Source organism: Enterobacter sp. CRENT-193 (assembly GCF_002787395.1).
In the GTDB taxonomy this organism is placed as follows: Bacteria; Pseudomonadota; Gammaproteobacteria; order Enterobacterales; family Enterobacteriaceae; genus Enterobacter; species Enterobacter hormaechei_C.
In genome coordinates this window covers 446,890-468,846 of sequence record NZ_CP024812.1, presented here as the reverse complement: position 1 = coordinate 468,846, position 21,957 = coordinate 446,890, and the positions used below count along the sequence as shown (strand labels likewise).

Below are 21,957 nucleotides of genomic sequence, written 5' to 3'. Positions count from 1 at the left end.
TCGTAACCTTTTCGCGTTTTTGCAGTCGGTTTCAGCGCTAATGCGAGGCTCTTCCCAGCCAGCTATCCCAGTCTTTCCACACGGGCTGTAGCCCCTGGGCAGTCAGGGCTTCCGCCACCGCTTCGGGCCGTCGTCCGTCGTGCGGTGCAAACTGTTCCAGTTCCGGGTGATCGTCCGCGTAACCGCCCGGCTGCGTTTTGGAAAAGGCGCTAACGTTATTGATCGCCAGCGGGATCGCGCGGTCGCGAAACGCGGGTGATTCACGCGTGGAGAGCGACAATTCCACTTCCGGCGCGAACAGGCGAAATGCACACAGGGTTTGCACCAGCTGGCGCTCATCCATCAGCGAAGCGGGTTCAACGCCTCCCGTACACGGACGCAGCCGCGGGAAAGAGATGGAATAGCGGCTTTGCCAGTAGCGCTGCTGTAGCCACAGCAGATGCTCCGCCACCATATAGCAGTCCACCCGCCAGCTGTCGGACAGACCGATAAGCGCGCCCAGCCCAATTTTATCGATACCGGCGCGCCCCAGCCTGTCCGGCGTTTCCAGCCGGAAGATGAAATCCTGCTTCTTCCCTTTCAGGTGATGCCGGGCATAGGTCGCCTCGTGGTAGGTTTCCTGATAGACCATGACGCCGTCCAGCCCGAGCGTTTTCAGCTCCGCATATTCCTCCTGCGACAAAGGCTGCACTTCCATTTGCAACGAGGCAAATTCGCGGCGGATGGCCGGAAGATGCTGGCGAAAATAGTCCATCCCCACTTTGCCCTGATGTTCACCCGTCACCAGCAGGAGATGTTCAAAACCCATCTCACGAATAGCCGCACACTCGCGGGCGATCTCATGCTCATCCAGCGTTTTACGCTTAATACGGTTGCTCATGGAGAAACCACAGTAGGTGCAGTCGTTGGCGCACAGGTTAGAAAGATAGAGCGGCACGTAAAAACTCACCGTGTTGCCAAAACGCTGGCGGGTGAGGCGTTGCGCGCGCTGCGCCATCGGTTCAAGGTACGCGCCGGCTGCCGGAGAAAGCAGCGCCATCAAATCCTCGCGGGTCAAATGTTTGGCTGTTAATGCCCGCTCTACGTCCGCAGAGGTTTTACTGTTGATGCGTAAGGCAATATCGTCCCAGTTCAGCTGACGCCAGCGATCGGTAAAGGTAGCCATCAGAGCGCCTCCAGAAAATCGGTCAGCGGGCTGGTGGCCTGCGCCTGAACGCAGCGCGAGCCAGGGCCGGACTGGCGTGCCAGCAGACCGGACTCCACGGCAAGGCGGAACGCACGCGCCATCATCACCGGGTCGTCGGCCACCGCAATCGCGGTATTGACCAGCACCGCATCGGCCCCCATCTCCAGCGCCTGCGCGGCGTGACTGGGTACGCCGATGCCCGCATCCACCACCACGGGCACGGTCGCCTGCTCGATGATGATCTCCAGCATCGCGCGGGTCTCCAGTCCCTGGTTGGAGCCAATGGGTGCCCCTAACGGCATTACGGCCGCGCAGCCGACCTCTTCCAGACGCTTGCACAGCACGGGGTCGGCACCGCAGTAGGGCAGGACGGTAAATCCCTGCTGCACCAGCTTCTCTGCCGCTTTCAGGGTTTCGATCGGATCGGGCAACAGCCAGCGGGCGTCCGGATGAATTTCCAGCTTCAGCCAGCGGGTGCCGAGCGCTTCCCGCGCCAGTTGCGCAGCGAAAATTGCTTCCTCGGCCGTTTTCGCACCGGAGGTATTCGGTAAGAGCGTCACGCCTGCCTCCAGTAACGGCGCAAGTATGGCATCGTTGTGCTGACGCAAATCCACGCGCTTCATCGCCAGTGTCACCAGCTGGCTGCCGCTCTCACGAATGGCATCCACCATCAGCTGCGGGGAGGCGAATTTTCCGGTTCCGGTAAACAGATGTGAATCAAAGACTTTGTCGGCAATACGTAACATCTCAGCCCCCTGCGATAACCTGAAACAGCAGGATCTGGTCGCCTTCATTGACCTGCTGATGTTCCCACCGCTCGCGCGGCAGGATCTGTTGATTGAGCGCCAGCGCCGTTCCCGGCTTCAGCTGGCGCAGCGTGTCGAGCAGGGCGGCAACGGTAAGATCGTCGTCGCACGTCATCGGCTCATCGTTAAACAGAATGCGCATTGCGGCCTCCGCATACCGGGCAGTGGCTGGCGCGGTTTAACACCAGATGACGCCATCCGCTGGAGCGGGCGTCGAACAGCCGCAGCGTGTTGCGTTCTGTCTCTATGCCGCTGAGCAACTTGATGGCCTCCAGCGCCTGAAGAGTACCCATCACGCCCACCACCGGGCCCAGAATGCCTGCCGTGCGGCAGTTACGCTCCGGTTCAGCCTCGTCAGGCCACAGGCAGCGGTAGCAGCCCTGTGCCCACGGCGGCGTAAGCACCATTATCTGCCCGCCGAAACCGACCGCGCTGGCGGTGATCAGCGGCGTGTTCTGTGCAACACAGGCCGCGTTGATGGCCTGACGCGTCGCCATGTTGTCCGTGCAGTCCAGCACCGCGTCGGCAAGGGCAACTTCGCGTTGCAGCTCGTCTCCGCTAAGCCGCGTCTGGAGCGCAACCAGTTCGATATCGGGGTTAAGCTGGTTCAGCCGCTGGCGCGTAACCTGCGCCTTAGGCTGGTTAACATCTTCTGTCGTGAAGAGGATTTGCCGTTGCAGGTTGCTGAGGTGTACTTCATCGTCATCGGCCAGTACCAGCGTACCCACGCCCGCACCGGCCAGATACAGCGCGGCGGGGGCGCCTAATCCGCCCAGGCCGACAATCAGTACCCGGCTGGCGAGCAGCTTTTGCTGCCCGTCGATGGCGATATCCTCCAGCAGGATCTGGCGGCTGTAACGCATAAAATCACGATCTTTCATCGCCTGCTCCTGCCAGTTGTAAAAGCTGAGCGGTGGCGGCCTGCCAGTCTGCCGCCTGGGTGATGGCGCTGACGACGGCGATACTGCCGACGCCGGTTTCCAGCACGGCGGGCGCACGTTCAAGGCTGATCCCGCCGATGGCAACGGTGGGGTAATCGGCAAGGCGCTTAACGTGGGCCGACAGCTGTGTCAAACCCTGTGGAGCGGACGGCATCTGTTTGGTTTGCGTTGGGAAAACGTGCCCGAGCGCGATGTAAGAGGGGCGGGCCGCCAGCGCCACGTTGATCTCCATATCATCATGGGTAGAAACGCCCAGCCGCAGACCGACGTCACGGATCGCGTTGAGATCGGTCGTTTCCAGATCTTCCTGTCCCAGATGCACGCCGTACGCCTGGTGTTTAACCGCCAGCCGCCAGTAGTCGTTGATAAACAGGCGGGCGTGGTAGCGACGTCCCAGCGCGATAGCGGCGATCACGTCGGCCTCCACCTCTTCATCGCGTTTATCCTTAATGCGTAGCTGGATCGTGCGAACGCCTGCCTCCAGCAGGCGAGCGATCCACGCCACGCTGTCCACCACCGGGTAAAGCCCTAAGCGGAAGGGGACAGGGGGGAAATCAGGCTGGTACATTATGCCTCCTCTTTTTTGAGGTAGATTTCGCCGCCTTTCGCGCGGAAGGTTTCCGACATGTCCGCCATGCCGACTTCAATGGTCTGCGCGGCGGCGTAATCGCGTACTTCCTGGCTGATTTTCATCGAGCAGAATTTTGGTCCGCACATGGAGCAGAAGTGCGCGACTTTGCCCGATTCCTGCGGCAGGGTTTCGTCGTGGTAGGCGCGGGCGGTGAACGGATCGAGGGCCAGGTTAAACTGGTCTTCCCAGCGGAATTCAAAGCGCGCTTTGGACATGGCGTTGTCGCGAATTTGCGCGCCCGGATGGCCTTTCGCCAGATCCGCCGCGTGGGCGGCAATCTTGTAGGTAATCAGTCCCTGCTTCACGTCCTCTTTGTTTGGCAGGCCGAGGTGCTCTTTCGGCGTCACGTAGCAGAGCATGGCGCAGCCGAACCAGCCGATCATCGCCGCCCCAATGCCTGACGTGAAGTGGTCATAGCCCGGCGCGATGTCAGTTGTCAGTGGCCCCAGCGTGTAGAACGGTGCTTCGTGGCAGTGCTCCAGCTCTTCGGTCATGTTGCGACGGATCATCTGCATCGGCACATGGCCCGGGCCTTCAATCATCACCTGCACGTCGTACTCCCAGGCGATTTTGGTCAGCTCGCCCAGCGTGTGCAGCTCGGCAAACTGCGCCTCGTCGTTAGCATCGCGGATGGAGCCAGGACGCAGGCCGTCGCCCAGCGACAGGGAGACGTCGTACGCGGCGCAAATTTCGCAGATTTCGCGGAAGTGTTCGTAGAGGAAGTTTTCCTGATGATGGGAAAGGCACCATTTCGCCATAATGGAACCGCCGCGTGAGACGATACCGGTCAGACGTTTCGCCGTCATCGGCACGTAGCGCAGCAGCACGCCCGCGTGGATGGTGAAGTAGTCCACGCCCTGTTCCGCCTGCTCCAGCAGCGTGTCGCGGAACGCTTCCCAGGTGAGGTTTTCGGCGATGCCGTTGACCTTCTCCAGCGCCTGATAAATCGGGACGGTGCCAATCGGCACCGGGCTGTTACGCAGGATCCATTCGCGGGTTTCGTGAATATAGCGGCCGGTGGAAAGGTCCATCACCGTATCCGCGCCCCAGCGCGTCGACCAGACCAGCTTTTCCACCTCTTCTTCGATGGATGACGTCACCGCTGAGTTGCCGATGTTGGCGTTGACCTTCACCAGGAAGTTGCGGCCGATAATCATCGGCTCGGATTCCGGGTGGTTGATGTTGGCGGGGATAATGGCGCGCCCGGCGGCCACTTCATCACGCACAAATTCCGGCGTGATGTTCTCCGGCAGGCGAGCGCCAAACCCTTCACCCGGATGCTGGTGGCGCAGCACTTCGCTGCGGATGCGCTCGCGGCCCATGTTTTCGCGGATGGCGATGAACTCCATCTCCGGCGTGACGATACCCTGGCGCGCGTAGTGCAGCTGGGTTACGCATTTGCCCGCTTTAGCGCGTTTTGGCGTCAGCAGGCCGGTAAAGCGCAGCGCGTCCAGACCGTCGTCGGCCAGGCGTTCTTTGGTGTATGCAGAACTGCGTACGCTCAGTTCTTCGCAGTCGTTACGCGCCTCTATCCACGGCTGGCGCAGCTTTGCCAGACCCTGCTGGACGTTGATAGCCACATCAGGATCGCCGTACGGGCCGGAGGTGTCATACACCGGCACGGCTTCGTTGTCTTCATACTGCGGATTCTCTTTGCTGCCGCCGATAAGCGTCGGGCTGAGCTGGATTTCGCGCATCGGGACGCGGATATCGGCCTGCGAGCCGGAAATGTAGATGCGTTTCGAGTTCGGGAAAGCGGTGCCTTCCAGGGTGTCGATGAAGCGTTGTGCGTGTTCGCGCTGTTCGCGGCGGGTCAGTTTTGCAGTAGACATAGCTCATTCCAAAAGTGAAGGACATGGCTTGTCAGACGACGGATGAAGCAAGAGAAGATCGCCTCAGGGGCGATACAACAGCAGTGTGACTCTTGTTCCCTTCGCAGGTATTAACCTGATCAGGTTCCGCGGATCCCGAATTAACGGTCTCAGCCCGTGCTTTCACACTGGGCACTCCGACAAGAAAAATCCCCCTCCGCAGAGGGGCGAATGGTTGTAAATTACTCGTTAACGATTAAGAACTCAAGCAGGGCGCGCAACGTTATCGCTGGTGCTGATATTCAGGTTGTTGTCCAGCACGAGGGCGATGAGCTTGTCTTCCAGCGTGAATCGCTCTTCCAGCGCTTCGCCAAGGTCGGAAAGCGCCTGCTGAAACTCAAGATAGTTATCGTGATCGATAGCGTTCTCCAGCGCGGAATCGTAGTAGTCCATGATCCGCTGGGTGTTGGCTTCCAGCAGCGGACAGAGTTTACTGGCCGCTAAATACGGCGTTGTCCCTTCCATTTCGCGGATAATGCGTTCATAAAGGTTGAAATGGCCGTCGGAGAGGTAGTCGACAAGGCTCTGACAAAAATCATCCAGCGCTTTTTCGTTCAGCCGCATAAAGGATTCTTTGCCAGGCTTAAGACCGACCAGATTGTAATACGCCACAAGGAGATGCTTGCGCACATGTAGCCAGCGATCCACCAGGGTGTTACTTCCTCCAACGCGCTCAGTCAGGCTTTCCAGCTGGTTTAACATGGTCGACTCCATAAGGTTTAGAATGGGATCTGCTTATCCAAAATGTAACCACAATGCTAACAACATGTCAGTGAAGCGAAGGTAGTGCAATAGATATGGATCGTATTATTGAAAAATCAGATCTGGGTTGGTGGATCGTCAGTCACGAGCAAAAGTTGTGGCTGCCCGGTGGGGAGATACCCTACGGTGCGGCAGAAATCTTCGATCTCGTCGGCCAACCTGCGCTGCGGATCGGCGAGTGGCAGGGCGATCCGGTATGGTTGATCCTACAGGCTCGTCGTCAGGATATGGGATCCGTTCGTCAGGTGTTGGATCGGGATGTCGGCCTGTTCCAGCTGGCGGGGCGCGGCGTGCAGCTGGCGGAGTTTTACCGCTCGCACAAATACTGCGGCTACTGCGGCCACACCATGCACCCGAGCAAAACCGAGTGGGCAATGCTTTGCGGCCACTGCCGTGAACGCTACTATCCGCAAATCGCACCGTGCATCATTGTCGCCATCCGCCGTGATGATTCCATCCTGCTGGCGCAGCATACCCGTCATCGCAACGGCATTCATACTGTCCTCGCCGGGTTCGTGGAAGTCGGCGAAACGCTGGAACAGGCGGTGGCGCGTGAGGTGATGGAGGAGAGCGGCATTAAGGTGAAAAACCTGCGCTATGTGACGTCGCAGCCGTGGCCGTTCCCGATGTCCCTGATGACCGCGTTTATGGCGGAATACGACAGCGGCGAGATTGTTATCGATAAGAAAGAGCTGCTGGAGGCGAACTGGTATCGCTACGACGATTTACCGCTGCTGCCCCCGCCGGGAACGGTGGCGCGTCGCCTGATAGAAGATACCGTGGCAATGTGTCGGGCCGAGTATGAGTAGTGTTACACTGACGGACTGACGCAATAAGGAACTGCAAAATGACCGAACTGAAGAACGATCGTTATCTGCGTGCGCTGCTGCGCCAGCCCGTTGATGTCACCCCGGTGTGGATGATGCGCCAGGCGGGACGCTATCTGCCAGAGTACAAAGCCACGCGCGCGCAGGCGGGCGATTTTATGTCGCTGTGCAAAAACGCCGAGCTGGCCTGTGAAGTGACGCTCCAGCCGCTGCGCCGCTTCCCGCTCGATGCCGCCATTCTTTTTTCGGACATTCTCACCATTCCGGATGCGATGGGCCTTGGGCTCTATTTCGAAACCGGCGAGGGCCCGCGTTTTACCTCACCGATCAAAAGCAAAGCCGACGTTGATAAGTTGCCGATCCCCGATCCGGAAGGCGAGCTGGGCTATGTGATGAACGCCGTGCGCACCATTCGCCGCGAGCTCAAAGGCGATGTGCCGCTGATTGGCTTCTCCGGTAGTCCGTGGACGCTGGCCACCTACATGGTGGAAGGCGGCAGCAGCAAAGCCTTTACCGTCATCAAAAAGATGATGTACGCCGAGCCGCTGGCCCTGCATGCGCTGCTCGACAAGCTCGCGAAGAGCGTCACGCTCTACCTCAACGCGCAGATTAAAGCAGGTGCGCAGTCGGTGATGATTTTCGACACCTGGGGCGGCGTGCTGACCGGACGTGATTATCAGCAGTTCTCCCTGTACTACATGCACAAAATTGTCGATGGCCTGCTGCGTGAAAACGAAGGCCGTCGCGTGCCGGTGACGCTGTTTACCAAAGGCGGCGGCCAGTGGCTGGAAGCGATGGCGGCCACCGGCTGCGACGCGCTGGGCCTCGACTGGACCACCGATATTGCCGATGCGCGCCGTCGCGTGGGGGACAAAGTGGCGCTTCAGGGCAACATGGACCCGTCCATGCTCTATGCACAGCCTGCCCGTATCGAAGAGGAAGTGTCGACTATACTGTCTGGTTTCGGCCAGGGTGAAGGCCACGTCTTTAACCTCGGCCACGGCATTCATCAGGATGTGCCGCCTGAACACGCAGGCGTATTTGTGGAGGCGGTGCATCGGCTTTCTGCCCAGTATCATAAGTAAGGAGTGGTTATGGATCTCGCGTCGCTACGCGCTCAGCAAATCGAACTGGCTTCATCGGTGATCCGTGAGGATCGTCTGGATACGGACCCTCCGCGGTACATTGGCGGGGCGGACGTCGGGTTTGAGCAGGGCGGTGAAGTGACGCGAGCGGCGATGGTGGTGCTGAAATACCCGTCGCTGGAGCTGGTGGAGTACAAGGTGGCGCGTATCGCCACCACCATGCCCTATATCCCCGGCTTTCTCTCCTTCCGCGAATATCCCGCGCTGCTGGCCGCTTGGGAACAACTCTCGCAAAAACCTGACCTGCTGTTTGTTGATGGGCATGGTATCTCCCATCCGCGTCGCTTAGGCGTTGCCAGCCACTTTGGTCTGCTGGTGGACGTGCCGACCATCGGCGTGGCGAAAAAACGCCTGTGCGGCGCGTTTGAGCCGCTCTCTGCCGAACCGGGCGCGCTGGCGCCGCTTATTCATAAAGGCGAGCAGCTGGCGTGGGTCTGGCGCAGTAAAGCGCGCTGCAACCCGCTGTTTATCGCAACCGGGCATCGGGTGAGCATGGACAGCGCCCTGGCGTGGGTGCAACGCTGTATGAAGGGCTACCGTTTACCGGAGCCAACCCGCTGGGCTGACGCCGTGGCCTCTTCACGTCCGGCATTCATTCGTTGGCAGGAAATTCAGCCGTGATTCAGGTAAACTGCGGCTAATTTTCGATTCGAGACATCATCATGTTACAAAACCCGATTCATCTGCGCCTTGAAAAGCTGGAAAGCTGGCAGCACGTGACGTTTATGGCTTGCCTGTGCGAGCGCATGTATCCCAACTATGCCGCGTTCTGCAAGCAGACAGCGTTTGGCGAAGGCCAGATTTATCGTCGTATCCTGGATTTAATCTGGGAGACGCTGACGGTCAAAGACGCGAAGGTGAATTTTGACTCTCAGCTCGAAAAGCTGGAAGAGGCTATTCCGGCTGCGGATGATTTCGACCTGTATGGCGTCTACCCGGCCATTGATGCCTGTGTGGCGTTGAGCGAGCTGATCCACTCCCGTCTGAGCGGTGAAACCCTGGAACACGCCATTGAAGTCAGTAAGGCATCCATTACCACCGTTGCGATGCTGGAAATGACCCAGGAAGGCCGTGAAATGACCGACGAAGAGCTGCGTGCTAACCCGGCGGTAGAACAGGAATGGGACATTCAGTGGGAGATTTTCCGCCTGCTGGCAGAGTGTGAAGAGCGTGATATTGAGCTGATCAAAGGGCTGCGCGCGGACCTGCGCGAGGCCGGTGAGAGCAATATTGGTATAATTTTTAACCAATGAGACAACAAAACGTGATTTAACGCCTGTTTTGTCGCTCCTCGACTCTTCCCTTTCGCCCCCCGTCTGGTCTACATTTGGGGGGCGAAAAAAAGTGGCTATCGGTGCGTGTATGCAGGAGAGTGCTTTTTTGGCATTTTCGTCGCACTCGATGCTTAGCAAGCGATAAACACATTGAAAGGATAACTTATGAACAAGACTCAACTGATTGATGTAATTGCGGACAAGGCTGATCTGTCTAAAGTGCAGGCTAAAGCTGCTCTGGAATCTACCCTGGCTGCTATTACTGAGTCTCTGAAAGAAGGCGATGCTGTACAACTGGTTGGTTTCGGTACCTTCAAAGTGAACCACCGCGCTGAGCGTACTGGCCGCAACCCGCAGACCGGTAAAGAAATCAAAATCGCCGCAGCTAACGTGCCGGCATTTGTTTCTGGTAAAGCACTGAAAGACGCAGTTAAGTAAGACGCGTGGCAGTGAACAGTTTTAACGAAGGGGCGGCAACGCCCCTTTTGTCATTCTGGCGTGGACCGCTCGCGCTGGCAGGCGTACTGTTGCTGTCTGCCTGTAGTCATGATTCCTCACTCCCCCCGTTTACCGCCAGCGGCTACGCTGACAACCAGGGTGCGGTCAGGATCTGGCGCAAAGATTCCAGCGATGAAGTCCATATGCTCACCGCGTTCAGCCCATGGCATAACGGCAATACCTCGACCGCAGAATACCGCTGGCAGGGCGATGCCCTGTCGCTCATTGAACTGAATATCTACAGTAAGACTCCCGAACACGTGAAGGTGCGTTTCGACGACCACGGCGAGCTGAGCTTTATGCAGCATGAGGTCAGTGGACTGAAAAAGCAGCTTTCCAGCGATCAGGTCGCCCTCTACCGCTACCGTGCTGAACAACTTCGCCAGACCAGCGATGCGCTGCGTCAGGGCCGCGTGGTGCTGCGTCAGGGGCGCTGGCATGCCGACGGCACGGTGACCACCTGCGAAGGGCAGACGGTGAAGCCTGAGCTTGAATCCTGGGCAACCGAACACATTCAGCGTCGTCAGCGGCATTCATCTGTGGAGGTGAGTGTGGCATGGCTGGAAGCGCCGGAAGGCTCTCAGCTGTTGCTGGTGGCGAATGAAGATTTCTGCACCTGGCAGCCGACAGAAAAGAGTTTTTGATTTAAGTCCCCTCTCCCTTGAGGGAGAGGGTTAGGGTGAGGGGAAATTACTCTCCCTGCTCCCGCGCAATAGCACGATAACCGATATCCTGACGGCTGAAGCTGCCGTTCCAGTGAATATCCGCCATCAGCGCATAGGCGCGTTTCTGCGCTTCTGCCACGGTCTGGCCCAGCGCGGTCGCACACAGCACGCGGCCGCCGTTGGTGAGCACGCGGTCATCGTCAGCCAGCTTCGTACCGGCGTGGAACACCTTCGCGCCGTCAATCTCTTCCAGCGGCAGGCCGTGGATCTCATCTCCAGTGTTGTAGCTACCCGGATACCCACCCGCAGCAATCACCACACCTAAAGAGGCACGCTCGTCCCACTCTGACGTTTTCTCATCCAGTTTGCCTTCGCAGGCCGCAAGGCACAGATCCACCAGGTCGGATTTCATGCGCAGCATGATCGGCTGGGTTTCCGGATCGCCAAAGCGGCAGTTGAATTCGATCACCTTCGGGTTACCCTGCTTGTCGATCATCAGGCCTGCATAAAGGAAACCGGTGTAGGTATTGCCTTCCGCCGCCATCCCTTTCACGGTTGGCCAGATGATGCGGTCCATGGTGCGCTGATGCACCTCATCGGTAACAACGGGAGCAGGAGAGTAAGCGCCCATTCCCCCAGTGTTGGGGCCGGTATCGCCATTGCCCACACGCTTGTGATCCTGGCTGGTGGCCATCGGCAGAACGTGCTCGCCATCGACCATCACGATAAAGCTCGCCTCTTCGCCGTCGAGGAACTCTTCAATCACGATGCGGTGGCCCGCATCGCCAAAGGCGTTACCTGCCAGCATATCCTGAACCGCGGCTTCGGCTTCTTCGAGGGTCATCGCGACGATCACGCCTTTACCCGCGGCCAGACCGTCGGCCTTGATAACAATCGGCGCGCCCTTCTCACGTAACCAGGCCAGAGCAGGCTCCACTTCAGTGAAATTCTGATATTCCGCCGTCGGGATGTTATGACGCGCGAGAAAATCTTTGGTGAAGGCTTTTGAGCCTTCCAGCTGTGCGGCACCCTCCGTTGGGCCAAAGATTTTCAGGCCAGCTGCGCGGAAGGCGTCTACGACGCCAATCACCAGCGGCGCTTCCGGGCCAACGATGGTCAGATCGATGTTCTCGGTCTGGGCAAAGCTCAGCAGTGCCGGGATATCGGTCACGCCGATGGCGACGTTTTGCAGCGCGGGTTCCAGCGCCGTACCGGCATTACCCGGTGCCACAAAGACGGTTTCAACCTGCGGAGACTGCGCTGCTTTCCACGCCAGGGCGTGCTCGCGCCCGCCGTTACCAATCACTAATACTTTCATTTTCTGCTCCGGGAATTAATGGCGGAAGTGGCGCATGTCGGTGAAGATCATTGCGATGCCGTGTTCGTCGGCAGCGGCAATCACTTCGTCATCACGGATTGAACCGCCAGGCTGGATCACACAGGTGATACCCACAGCAGCGGCCGCATCGATTCCGTCGCGGAACGGGAAGAAGGCATCAGAGGCCATGGCGGAGCCTTTCACTTCCAGACCTTCGTCGCCTGCTTTGATACCGGCAATTTTTGCAGAGTAAACGCGGCTCATCTGGCCTGCGCCTATCCCGATGGTCATGTTCTCTTTGGCGTAGACGATGGCGTTGGATTTCACGAACTTAGCCACTTTCCAGCAGAACAGCGCGTCACGCAGTTCCTGTTCGGTCGGCTGACGTTTGGTGACGACACGCAGATCGGCTTCGCTCACCATCCCCAGATCGCGGTCCTGAACCAGCAGACCGCCGTTCACGCGCTTGAAGTCCAGGCCCGGCACGCGTTCCGCCCACTGACCGCAAACCAGCACGCGCACATTCTGTTTTGCCGCAGTGATTTTCAGCGCTTCTTCTGATGCGGACGGCGCGATGATCACTTCGACAAACTGGCGGGAGATGATGGCCTGCGCGGTTTCCGCATCCAGCTCGCGGTTAAAGGCGATAATGCCGCCGAACGCGGAGGTCGGGTCGGTTTTGTAGGCGCGATCGTAGGCATCCAGAATAGAAGTGCTTACCGCAACGCCGCATGGGTTGGCGTGCTTGACGATAACGCAGGCCGGCTCGCTGAATTCTTTCACGCATTCCAGCGCGGCGTCGGTGTCGGCAATGTTGTTATAGGAAAGGGCTTTGCCCTGAACCTGCTGGGCGGTCGCAACGGAGGCTTCCTTTACCTCTTCTTCTATATAGAAGGCAGCCTGCTGGTGGCTGTTCTCACCGTAACGCATATCCTGCTTCTTAATGAAGTTCAGGTTCAGGGTGCGCGGGAAGCGGCCAGAGGGATCTTTGCTTTCACCATGGTAAGCCGGTACCAGGCTACCGAAGTAGTTGGCGATCATGCTGTCGTAGGCGGCGGTAAGCTCGAAGGCTTTGATGGCGAGATCGAAACGCGTTTCAAGTGTCAGGGACCCTTCGTTGGCATCCATCTCATTAATAATGGCGTTGTAGTCGCTGCTCTTCACCACGATGGCCACATCTTTATGGTTCTTGGCTGCGGAGCGCACCATGGTCGGGCCGCCGATATCGATATTTTCAACCGCATCTTCCAGAGAGCAGCCTTCGCGGGCGACGGTCTGGGCGAACGGGTAGAGGTTAACAACGACCATATCGATAGGCGCGATATCGTGCTGTTCCATAATGGCGTCGTCCTGACCGCGACGGCCAAGAATACCGCCGTGGACTTTCGGATGCAGGGTTTTGACGCGTCCATCCATCATTTCCGGGAAACCGGTGTAATCGGACACTTCGGTTACCGGCAGACCTTTCTCTGCTAACAGGCGCGCGGTGCCACCTGTAGAAAGCAGCTCCACACCGCGTGCGGAAAGTGCCTGGGCGAATTCGACGATACCGGCTTTATCAGAAACACTGAGCAGAGCGCGGCGGACTGGACGACGTTGTTGCATGGTAAATCCCCTGGATTTCACGATTACAGAGAGCGTTAGATGAATTTTCCTGTGAAAAACTCATCTAACACACCTGACGAGGCATCCTTGTAAAGCGCGAGCATTTTAACGAAAACGTTTGCGCAACGCTCGCACATTTTTACTTTTTCGTATCATTGTGGATAAGTCTGTGTGTAAAAAGGTATAAGGCGGGGTTTTGCTGTGGAATGCAGCAGTCAGTCATTTTTCTGTCATTTAGCGGTTGCGGCCTGCGGAGAACTCCCTATAATGCGCCTCCATCGACACGGCGGATGTGAATCACTTCACAAACAACCCGGTCGGTTGAAGAGAAAAAATCCTGAAAATCAGGGTTGACTCTGAAAGAGGAAAGCGTAATATACGCCACCTCGCAACGGTGAGCGAAAGCCGCGTTGCACTGCTCTTTAACAATTTATCAGACAATCTGTGTGGGCACTCAAAGTGACATGGATTCTTAACGTCCTCGGACGAAAAATGAATACCAAGTCTCAACGAGTGAACACGTAATTCATTACGAAGTTTAATTCATTGAGCATCAAACTTTTAAATTGAAGAGTTTGATCATGGCTCAGATTGAACGCTGGCGGCAGGCCTAACACATGCAAGTCGAACGGTAACAGGAAGCAGCTTGCTGCTTCGCTGACGAGTGGCGGACGGGTGAGTAATGTCTGGGAAACTGCCTGATGGAGGGGGATAACTACTGGAAACGGTAGCTAATACCGCATAACGTCGCAAGACCAAAGAGGGGGACCTTCGGGCCTCTTGCCATCGGATGTGCCCAGATGGGATTAGCTAGTAGGTGGGGTAACGGCTCACCTAGGCGACGATCCCTAGCTGGTCTGAGAGGATGACCAGCCACACTGGAACTGAGACACGGTCCAGACTCCTACGGGAGGCAGCAGTGGGGAATATTGCACAATGGGCGCAAGCCTGATGCAGCCATGCCGCGTGTATGAAGAAGGCCTTCGGGTTGTAAAGTACTTTCAGCGGGGAGGAAGGCGATAAGGTTAATAACCTTGTCGATTGACGTTACCCGCAGAAGAAGCACCGGCTAACTCCGTGCCAGCAGCCGCGGTAATACGGAGGGTGCAAGCGTTAATCGGAATTACTGGGCGTAAAGCGCACGCAGGCGGTCTGTCAAGTCGGATGTGAAATCCCCGGGCTCAACCTGGGAACTGCATTCGAAACTGGCAGGCTAGAGTCTTGTAGAGGGGGGTAGAATTCCAGGTGTAGCGGTGAAATGCGTAGAGATCTGGAGGAATACCGGTGGCGAAGGCGGCCCCCTGGACAAAGACTGACGCTCAGGTGCGAAAGCGTGGGGAGCAAACAGGATTAGATACCCTGGTAGTCCACGCCGTAAACGATGTCGACTTGGAGGTTGTGCCCTTGAGGCGTGGCTTCCGGAGCTAACGCGTTAAGTCGACCGCCTGGGGAGTACGGCCGCAAGGTTAAAACTCAAATGAATTGACGGGGGCCCGCACAAGCGGTGGAGCATGTGGTTTAATTCGATGCAACGCGAAGAACCTTACCTACTCTTGACATCCAGAGAACTTAGCAGAGATGCTTTGGTGCCTTCGGGAACTCTGAGACAGGTGCTGCATGGCTGTCGTCAGCTCGTGTTGTGAAATGTTGGGTTAAGTCCCGCAACGAGCGCAACCCTTATCCTTTGTTGCCAGCGGTCCGGCCGGGAACTCAAAGGAGACTGCCAGTGATAAACTGGAGGAAGGTGGGGATGACGTCAAGTCATCATGGCCCTTACGAGTAGGGCTACACACGTGCTACAATGGCGCATACAAAGAGAAGCGACCTCGCGAGAGCAAGCGGACCTCATAAAGTGCGTCGTAGTCCGGATTGGAGTCTGCAACTCGACTCCATGAAGTCGGAATCGCTAGTAATCGTGGATCAGAATGCCACGGTGAATACGTTCCCGGGCCTTGTACACACCGCCCGTCACACCATGGGAGTGGGTTGCAAAAGAAGTAGGTAGCTTAACCTTCGGGAGGGCGCTTACCACTTTGTGATTCATGACTGGGGTGAAGTCGTAACAAGGTAACCGTAGGGGAACCTGCGGTTGGATCACCTCCTTACCTTAAAGAACCTGCCTTTGTAGTGCTCACACAGATTGTCTGATGAATGATGAACTTCTGAATGTACTTTTGAGTGCATTAAGAAGTTTTGCTCTTTAAAAATCTGGATCAAGCTGAAAATTGAAACGACACACAGCTCATGTGTGTTCGAGTCTCTCAAATTTTCGCAACCATGAAGTGAAACATCTTCGGGTTGTGAGGTTAAGCGACTAAGCGTACACGGTGGATGCCCTGGCAGTCAGAGGCGATGAAGGACGTGCTAATCTGCGAAAAGCGCCGGCGAGGTGATATGAACCTTTGACCCGGCGATGTCCGAATGGGGAAACCCAGTGTGTTTCGACACACTATCGTTAACTGAATACATAGGTTAACGAGGCGAACCGGGGGAACTGAAACATCTAAGTACCCCGAGGAAAAGAAATCAACCGAGATTCCCCCAGTAGCGGCGAGCGAACGGGGAGCAGCCCGGAGTCTGAATCAGCTTGTGTGTTAGTGGAACGGTCTGGAAAGTCCGACGGTACAGGGTGATAGTCCCGTACACGAAAACACACTTGCTGTGAACTCGAAGAGTAGGGCGGGACACGTGGTATCCTGTCTGAATATGGGGGGACCATCCTCCAAGGCTAAATACTCCTGACTGACCGATAGTGAACCAGTACCGTGAGGGAAAGGCGAAAAGAACCCCGGCGAGGGGAGTGAAAAAGAACCTGAAACCGTGTACGTACAAGCAGTGGGAGCACCTTCGGGTGTGACTGCGTACCTTTTGTATAATGGGTCAGCGACTTATATTCTGTAGCAAGGTTAACCGTATAGGGGAGCCGAAGGGAAACCGAGTCTTAACTGGGCGTTAAGTTGCAGGGTATAGACCCGAAACCCGGTGATCTAGCCATGGGCAGGTTGAAGGTTGGGTAACACTAACTGGAGGACCGAACCGACTAATGTTGAAAAATTAGCGGATGACCTGTGGCTGGGGGTGAAAGGCCAATCAAACCGGGAGATAGCTGGTTCTCCCCGAAAGCTATTTAGGTAGCGCCTCGTGAACTCATCTTCGGGGGTAGAGCACTGTTTCGGCTAGGGGGCCATCCCGGCTTACCAACCCGATGCAAACTACGAATACCGAAGAATGTTATCACGGGAGACACACGGCGGGTGCTAACGTCCGTCGTGAAGAGGGAAACAACCCAGACCGCCAGCTAAGGTCCCAAAGTCATGGTTAAGTGGGAAACGATGTGGGAAGGCACAGACAGCCAGGATGTTGGCTTAGAAGCAGCCATCATTTAAAGAAAGCGTAATAGCTCACTGGTCGAGTCGGCCTGCGCGGAAGATGTAACGGGGCTAAACCATGCACCGAAGCTGCGGCAGCGACACTATGTGTTGTTGGGTAGGGGAGCGTTCTGTAAGCCGTTGAAGGTGTGCTGTGAGGCATGCTGGAGGTATCAGAAGTGCGAATGCTGACATAAGTAACGATAAAGCGGGTGAAAAGCCCGCTCGCCGGAAGACCAAGGGTTCCTGTCCAACGTTAATCGGGGCAGGGTGAGTCGACCCCTAAGGCGAGGCCGAAAGGCGTAGTCGATGGGAAACAGGTTAATATTCCTGTACTTGGTGTTACTGCGAAGGGGGGACGGAGAAGGCTATGTCAGCCGGGCGACGGTTGTCCCGGTTTAAGCATGTAGGCGGAGGTTCCAGGTAAATCCGGTACCTTTTAACGCTGAGGTGTGATGACGAGGCACTACGGTGCTGAAGTGATAAATGCCCTGCTTCCAGGAAAAGCCTCTAAGCATCAGGTAACACGAAATCGTACCCCAAACCGACACAGGTGGTCAGGTAGAGAATACCAAGGCGCTTGAGAGAACTCGGGTGAAGGAACTAGGCAAAATGGTGCCGTAACTTCGGGAGAAGGCACGCTGATAGGTAGGTGAAGTCCCTGCGGACGGAGCTGAAATCAGTCGAAGATACCAGCTGGCTGCAACTGTTTATTAAAAACACAGCACTGTGCAAACACGAAAGTGGACGTATACGGTGTGACGCCTGCCCGGTGCCGGAAGGTTAATTGATGGGGTTAGCGGCAACGCGAAGCTCTTGATCGAAGCCCCGGTAAACGGCGGCCGTAACTATAACGGTCCTAAGGTAGCGAAATTCCTTGTCGGGTAAGTTCCGACCTGCACGAATGGCGTAATGATGGCCAGGCTGTCTCCACCCGAGACTCAGTGAAATTGAACTCGCTGTGAAGATGCAGTGTACCCGCGGCAAGACGGAAAGACCCCGTGAACCTTTACTATAGCTTGACACTGAACACTGGTCCTTGATGTGTAGGATAGGTGGGAGGCTTTGAAGCGTGGACGCCAGTCTGCGTGGAGCCATCCTTGAAATACCACCCTTTAATGGCTGGTGTTCTAACGTAGACCCGTAATCCGGGTTGCGGACAGTGTCTGGTGGGTAGTTTGACTGGGGCGGTCTCCTCCCAAAGAGTAACGGAGGAGCACGAAGGTTGGCTAATCCTGGTCGGACATCAGGAGGTTAGTGCAATGGCATAAGCCAGCTTGACTGCGAGCGTGACGGCGCGAGCAGGTGCGAAAGCAGGTCATAGTGATCCGGTGGTTCTGAATGGAAGGGCCATCGCTCAACGGATAAAAGGTACTCCGGGGATAACAGGCTGATACCGCCCAAGAGTTCATATCGACGGCGGTGTTTGGCACCTCGATGTCGGCTCATCACATCCTGGGGCTGAAGTAGGTCCCAAGGGTATGGCTGTTCGCCATTTAAAGTGGTACGCGAGCTGGGTTTAGAACGTCGTGAGACAGTTCGGTCCCTATCTGCCGTGGGCGCTGGAGAATTGAGGGGGGCTGCTCCTAGTACGAGAGGACCGGAGTGGACGCATCACTGGTGTTCGGGTTGTCATGCCAATGGCACTGCCCGGTAGCTAAATGCGGAAGAGATAAGTGCTGAAAGCATCTAAGCACGAAACTTGCCCCGAGATGAGTTCTCCCTGAGACTTTAAGTCTCCTGAAGGAACGTTGAAGACGACGACGTTGATAGGTCGGGTGTGTAAGCGCAGCGATGCGTTGAGCTAACCGATACTAATGAACCGTGAGACTTAACCTTACAACGCCGAAGGTGTTTTGGCGAAGAGACAGACACGATTTTCAGCCTGATACAGATTAACAGAATTTGCCTGGCGGCTTTAGCGCGGTGGTCCCACCTGACCCCATGCCGAACTCAGAAGTGAAACGCCGTAGCGCCGATGGTAGTGTGGGGTCTCCCCATGTGAGAGTAGGGAACTGCCAGGCATCAAACAAGAAGAACCCCGTACCGTAAGGTGCGGGGTTTTTTGCTTTTGTTTTTCTCCCTCTCCCTGTGGGAGAGGGCCGGGGTGAGGGCACCAAACCGCACCATCCCCTCCTTGAAACTTTCTCACCTTACGCTTGCAGGCTCGACATTAACCCCGTTTCTGGGTATCGTTAGCTGTCTGGATGTCTAAACGTTTATACGTATGCTGTGAGGATTTAAGGTTATGCCGATTCGGGTGCAGGACGAGCTACCAGCCGTCAATTTCTTGCGTGAAGAGAATGTCTTCGTAATGACAACTTCGCGTGCTTCTGGTCAGGAAATTCGCCCGCTGAAGGTGCTGATCCTTAATTTGATGCCAAAGAAGATCGAAACAGAGAACCAGTTCTTGCGTTTGCTCTCCAACTCTCCGCTTCAGGTTGATATCCAGCTGCTGCGCATTGACGCGCGTGAGTCACGCAACACGCCTGCTGAGCATCTGAATAACTTCTACTGTAATTTTGAAGATATTCGCGATGAGAACTTCGATGGATTGATCGTCACCGGCGCACCGCTGGGTCTGGTGGAATTTAATGACGTTGCCTACTGGCCACAGATCAGGCAGGTGCTGGAGTGGGCAAAAGATCACGTCACGTCCACCTTGTTTGTCTGTTGGGCGGTACAGGCCGCATTGAATATCCTGTATGGTATTCCCAAGCAAACCCGCAGCGACAAACTTTCTGGCGTATACGAACACCACATCCTTCACCCGCATGCGCTGCTGACGCGTGGTTTCGATGACACTTTCCTGGCTCCCCATTCTCGCTACGCCGATTTTCCGGCACAGCTGATCCGCGATTATACCGACCTGGAAATTCTGGCCGAAACGGAAGACGGCGATGCCTACCTCTTTGCCAGTAAAGACAAACGCATCGCGTTCGTTACCGGCCATCCTGAGTACGATCCGCATACCCTCGCGGCAGAGTATTTTCGTGACGTTGAAGCGGGTCTGAATCCGGATGTCCCGTACAACTATTTCCCGAAAAACGATCCACAAAACACGCCTCGGGCAACCTGGCGTAGTCATGGAAATTTGCTGTTTACCAACTGGCTCAACTATTACGTCTACCAGATTACGCCGTACGATCTTCGCCACATGAATCCGACGCTGGAGTAATCGTCTGCATTAAACGATCCTAAAGCGTTTCAGCTATTCAGATCAGGCACCTTCGGGTGCCTTTTTTATTTCCGAAATCCTGTTCAACATACCAGGAAACTTTAACTCTATAGTAATCATGAAGTTGCGTTGCAATTAAAATTAAAATGGAAATTGTTTTTGATTTTGGAAAAATTATAGATAGTCTTAATTCTGCTGAGCGAAAACTACACAACGATCTTTCGCTCGCGTCGGGGGCGTGATTTGGATCTTTGATGAGGAGCAGAACGATGACTCAACAGGCAACAACGGTCGATGAACTGACCTTTACCCAGCCGAATGGTGAGCAAGAACAGCAAGTTTTGACGGCAGAAGCGGTAGAGTTTCTGACTGAACTGGTGACTCGCTTTACGCCACAGCGTAATAAACTGCTGGCGGCGCGCATTCACCAACAGCAGGGGATCGATAACGGCAAGTTGCCAGGATTTATTTCGGAAACTGCTTCCATTCGTCATGGTGATTGGAAAATCCGCGGAATCCCTGAAGATTTACAGGATCGTCGTGTGGAGATCACCGGCCCGGTAGAGCGCAAAATGGTGATCAACGCCATGAATGCCAACGTCAAAGTCTTTATGGCCGATTTTGAAGACTCGCTGGCACCGGACTGGCAGAAAGTTATCGACGGGCAGATCAACCTGCGCGACGCCGTCAATGGCACCATCAGCTATACCAACGAAGCCGGTAAAATTTACCAGCTCAAACCGAATCCGGCGGTGCTGATCTGTCGCGTACGCGGTCTGCATTTGCCAGAAAAGCACGTCACCTGGCGCGGAGAAGCGATTCCGGGCAGCCTGTTCGACTTTGCGCTGTACTTCTTCCACAACCATAAAAACCTGCTGGCGAAAGGCAGCGGCCCCTATTTCTATCTGCCGAAAACCCAGTCCTGGCAGGAAGCGGCGTGGTGGAGTGAAGTTTTCAGCTACGCAGAAGACCGCTTCAGCCTGCCGCGCGGCACCATTAAAGCCACGCTGCTGATTGAAACCCTGCCTGCCGTATTCCAGATGCATGAGATCCTCCATGCGCTGCGTGACCATATTGTGGGCCTGAACTGCGGCCGCTGGGATTACATCTTCAGCTACATCAAAACGCTGAAAAACCATGCCGACCGGGTATTGCCGGATCGTCAGGTTGTGACTATGGATAAACCGTTCCTCAGCGCCTACTCGCGCCTGCTGATTAAGACCTGTCACAAACGCGGCGCCTTTGCGATGGGCGGCATGGCGGCCTTTATCCCGAGCAAAGATGCTGAGCGTAACAACCATGTGCTCAACAAGGTGAAAGCCGATAAAGAGCTGGAAGCCCGTAATGGCCACGACGGGACGTGGATTGCCCATCCCGGTCTGGCCGATACGGCGATGGAAGTCTTTAACCGCGTACTCGGCGACAACAAAAACCAGCTGTTTGTCACCCGTGAAGATGATGCGCCCATCGCAGAAGAACAGTTGCTCGCGCCGTGTGCGGGCGAGCGTACGGAAGAGGGCATGCGCGCCAACATTCGCGTCGCCATGCAGTACATCGAGGCATGGATCTCCGGCAACGGCTGCGTGCCGATTTACGGCCTGATGGAAGATGCCGCCACGGCGGAAATTTCACGTACCTCCATCTGGCAGTGGATCCACCATCAAAAAACGCTCAGCAACGGCAAACCGGTAACCAAAGCCCTGTTCCGTCAGATGCTGGCCGAAGAGATGCGGGTCATCCAGGACGAACTGGGCGAGCACCGCTTCAGCAGTGGGCGTTTTGACGATGCTGCACGTCTGATGGAGCAAATCACCACCTCTGATGACTTAATCGACTTCCTGACCCTGCCGGGCTACCGCTTCCTGGCGTAATTCACCACATA

General features: G+C 56.1%; 17 protein-coding genes, 3 rRNA genes and 1 riboswitch. Of the genes, 11 read left to right on the top strand and 9 right to left on the bottom strand.

The window, feature by feature from the left end:
- Positions 1-37: 37 nt before the first annotated feature.
- From thiH to CU081_RS02285, 7 genes are all read right to left on the bottom strand, one after another.
- Positions 38-1,165 carry a 2-iminoacetate synthase ThiH gene (thiH, locus tag CU081_RS02315; protein ID WP_022650202.1) on the bottom strand — a complete coding sequence of 376 codons (1,128 nt, stop codon included), beginning with the start codon at positions 1,163-1,165 and terminating at the stop codon, positions 38-40.
- On the bottom strand, positions 1,165-1,932 hold the full coding sequence (thiG, locus tag CU081_RS02310) for a thiazole synthase (RefSeq protein ID WP_022650203.1): 768 nt from the start codon (positions 1,930-1,932) through the stop codon (positions 1,165-1,167). The genes thiH and thiG overlap by 1 nt, the downstream gene beginning before the upstream one ends.
- Before the next feature lies 1 nt (position 1,933).
- On the bottom strand, positions 1,934-2,134 hold the full coding sequence (gene thiS, locus CU081_RS02305) for a sulfur carrier protein ThiS (protein ID WP_003862324.1): 201 nt from the start codon (positions 2,132-2,134) through the stop codon (positions 1,934-1,936).
- Positions 2,118-2,873, bottom strand: a complete 756-nt coding sequence (thiF, locus tag CU081_RS02300) for a thiazole biosynthesis adenylyltransferase ThiF (protein ID WP_022650204.1) — start codon at positions 2,871-2,873, stop codon at positions 2,118-2,120. Before thiF ends, thiS begins: the two co-directional genes overlap by 17 nt.
- A complete protein-coding gene (gene thiE / locus CU081_RS02295) occupies positions 2,860-3,501 on the bottom strand; it encodes a thiamine phosphate synthase (RefSeq protein ID WP_022650205.1) in 642 nt (213 codons plus the stop codon). Before thiE ends, thiF begins: the two co-directional genes overlap by 14 nt.
- Positions 3,501-5,396 (bottom strand): phosphomethylpyrimidine synthase ThiC, encoded by a 1,896-nt coding sequence (gene thiC, locus CU081_RS02290; RefSeq protein ID WP_022650206.1) that lies wholly within the window; start codon positions 5,394-5,396, stop codon positions 3,501-3,503. The genes thiE and thiC overlap by 1 nt, the downstream gene beginning before the upstream one ends.
- Positions 5,397-5,475: 79 nt before the next feature.
- A riboswitch (TPP riboswitch) is annotated at positions 5,476-5,585 on the bottom strand.
- 54 nt (positions 5,586-5,639) lie between these two features.
- Positions 5,640-6,137 carry an Rsd/AlgQ family anti-sigma factor gene (locus CU081_RS02285; RefSeq protein ID WP_022650207.1) on the bottom strand — a complete coding sequence of 166 codons (498 nt, stop codon included), beginning with the start codon at positions 6,135-6,137 and terminating at the stop codon, positions 5,640-5,642.
- A gap of 95 nt (positions 6,138-6,232) precedes the next feature.
- On the opposite strand from CU081_RS02285, the gene nudC reads away from it, so the two are divergent.
- The 6 genes from nudC (at position 6,233) to CU081_RS02255 (ending at position 10,585) form a co-directional block, all read left to right on the top strand.
- The gene (gene nudC, locus CU081_RS02280) at positions 6,233-7,006 is read left to right on the top strand and encodes an NAD(+) diphosphatase (RefSeq protein ID WP_022650208.1); all 774 of its coding nucleotides are present in this window, start codon (positions 6,233-6,235) and stop codon (positions 7,004-7,006) included.
- A gap of 38 nt (positions 7,007-7,044) precedes the next feature.
- A complete protein-coding gene (gene hemE / locus CU081_RS02275) occupies positions 7,045-8,109 on the top strand; it encodes a uroporphyrinogen decarboxylase (RefSeq protein WP_022650209.1) in 1,065 nt (354 codons plus the stop codon).
- A gap of 9 nt (positions 8,110-8,118) precedes the next feature.
- Positions 8,119-8,790: a deoxyribonuclease V gene (gene nfi / locus CU081_RS02270; RefSeq protein ID WP_003862312.1), complete on the top strand. Its 672-nt coding sequence runs from the start codon at positions 8,119-8,121 to the stop codon at positions 8,788-8,790.
- A gap of 41 nt (positions 8,791-8,831) precedes the next feature.
- Positions 8,832-9,422: a YjaG family protein gene (locus CU081_RS02265; protein WP_003862310.1), complete on the top strand. Its 591-nt coding sequence runs from the start codon at positions 8,832-8,834 to the stop codon at positions 9,420-9,422.
- 186 nt (positions 9,423-9,608) lie between these two features.
- The gene (gene hupA / locus CU081_RS02260; protein WP_002445246.1) at positions 9,609-9,881 is read left to right on the top strand and encodes a nucleoid-associated protein HU-alpha; all 273 of its coding nucleotides are present in this window, start codon (positions 9,609-9,611) and stop codon (positions 9,879-9,881) included.
- Between the two features lie 11 nt (positions 9,882-9,892).
- Positions 9,893-10,585, top strand: a complete 693-nt coding sequence (locus tag CU081_RS02255) for a DUF1481 domain-containing protein (RefSeq protein WP_022650210.1) — start codon at positions 9,893-9,895, stop codon at positions 10,583-10,585.
- Positions 10,586-10,631: 46 nt separating this feature from the next.
- Here the strand turns inward: CU081_RS02255 and purD are convergent, their stop codons facing one another.
- Positions 10,632-11,924, bottom strand: coding sequence for a phosphoribosylamine--glycine ligase (purD, locus tag CU081_RS02250; protein WP_022650211.1), 1,293 nt, complete (start codon positions 11,922-11,924; stop codon positions 10,632-10,634).
- Between the two features lie 15 nt (positions 11,925-11,939).
- Positions 11,940-13,529: a bifunctional phosphoribosylaminoimidazolecarboxamide formyltransferase/IMP cyclohydrolase gene (purH, locus tag CU081_RS02245; RefSeq protein WP_058647313.1), complete on the bottom strand. Its 1,590-nt coding sequence runs from the start codon at positions 13,527-13,529 to the stop codon at positions 11,940-11,942.
- A gap of 563 nt (positions 13,530-14,092) precedes the next feature.
- On the opposite strand from purH, the gene CU081_RS02235 reads away from it, so the two are divergent.
- The 5 genes from CU081_RS02235 (at position 14,093) to aceB (ending at position 21,946) form a co-directional block, all read left to right on the top strand.
- A 16S ribosomal RNA gene (locus tag CU081_RS02235) occupies positions 14,093-15,634 on the top strand.
- A 199-nt stretch (positions 15,635-15,833) separates the two neighbouring features.
- Positions 15,834-18,736 (top strand): 23S ribosomal RNA (locus tag CU081_RS02230).
- 69 nt (positions 18,737-18,805) lie between these two features.
- Positions 18,806-18,921, top strand: a 5S ribosomal RNA gene (gene rrf, locus CU081_RS02225).
- Together the 16S, 23S and 5S rRNA genes form the textbook arrangement of a ribosomal RNA operon.
- Positions 18,922-19,145: 224 nt before the next feature.
- A complete protein-coding gene (metA, locus tag CU081_RS02220) occupies positions 19,146-20,075 on the top strand; it encodes a homoserine O-acetyltransferase MetA (protein ID WP_003860360.1) in 930 nt (309 codons plus the stop codon).
- Positions 20,076-20,344: 269 nt separating this feature from the next.
- On the top strand, positions 20,345-21,946 hold the full coding sequence (gene aceB / locus CU081_RS02215) for a malate synthase A (RefSeq protein WP_022650213.1): 1,602 nt from the start codon (positions 20,345-20,347) through the stop codon (positions 21,944-21,946).
- Positions 21,947-21,957: the final 11 nt, after the last annotated feature.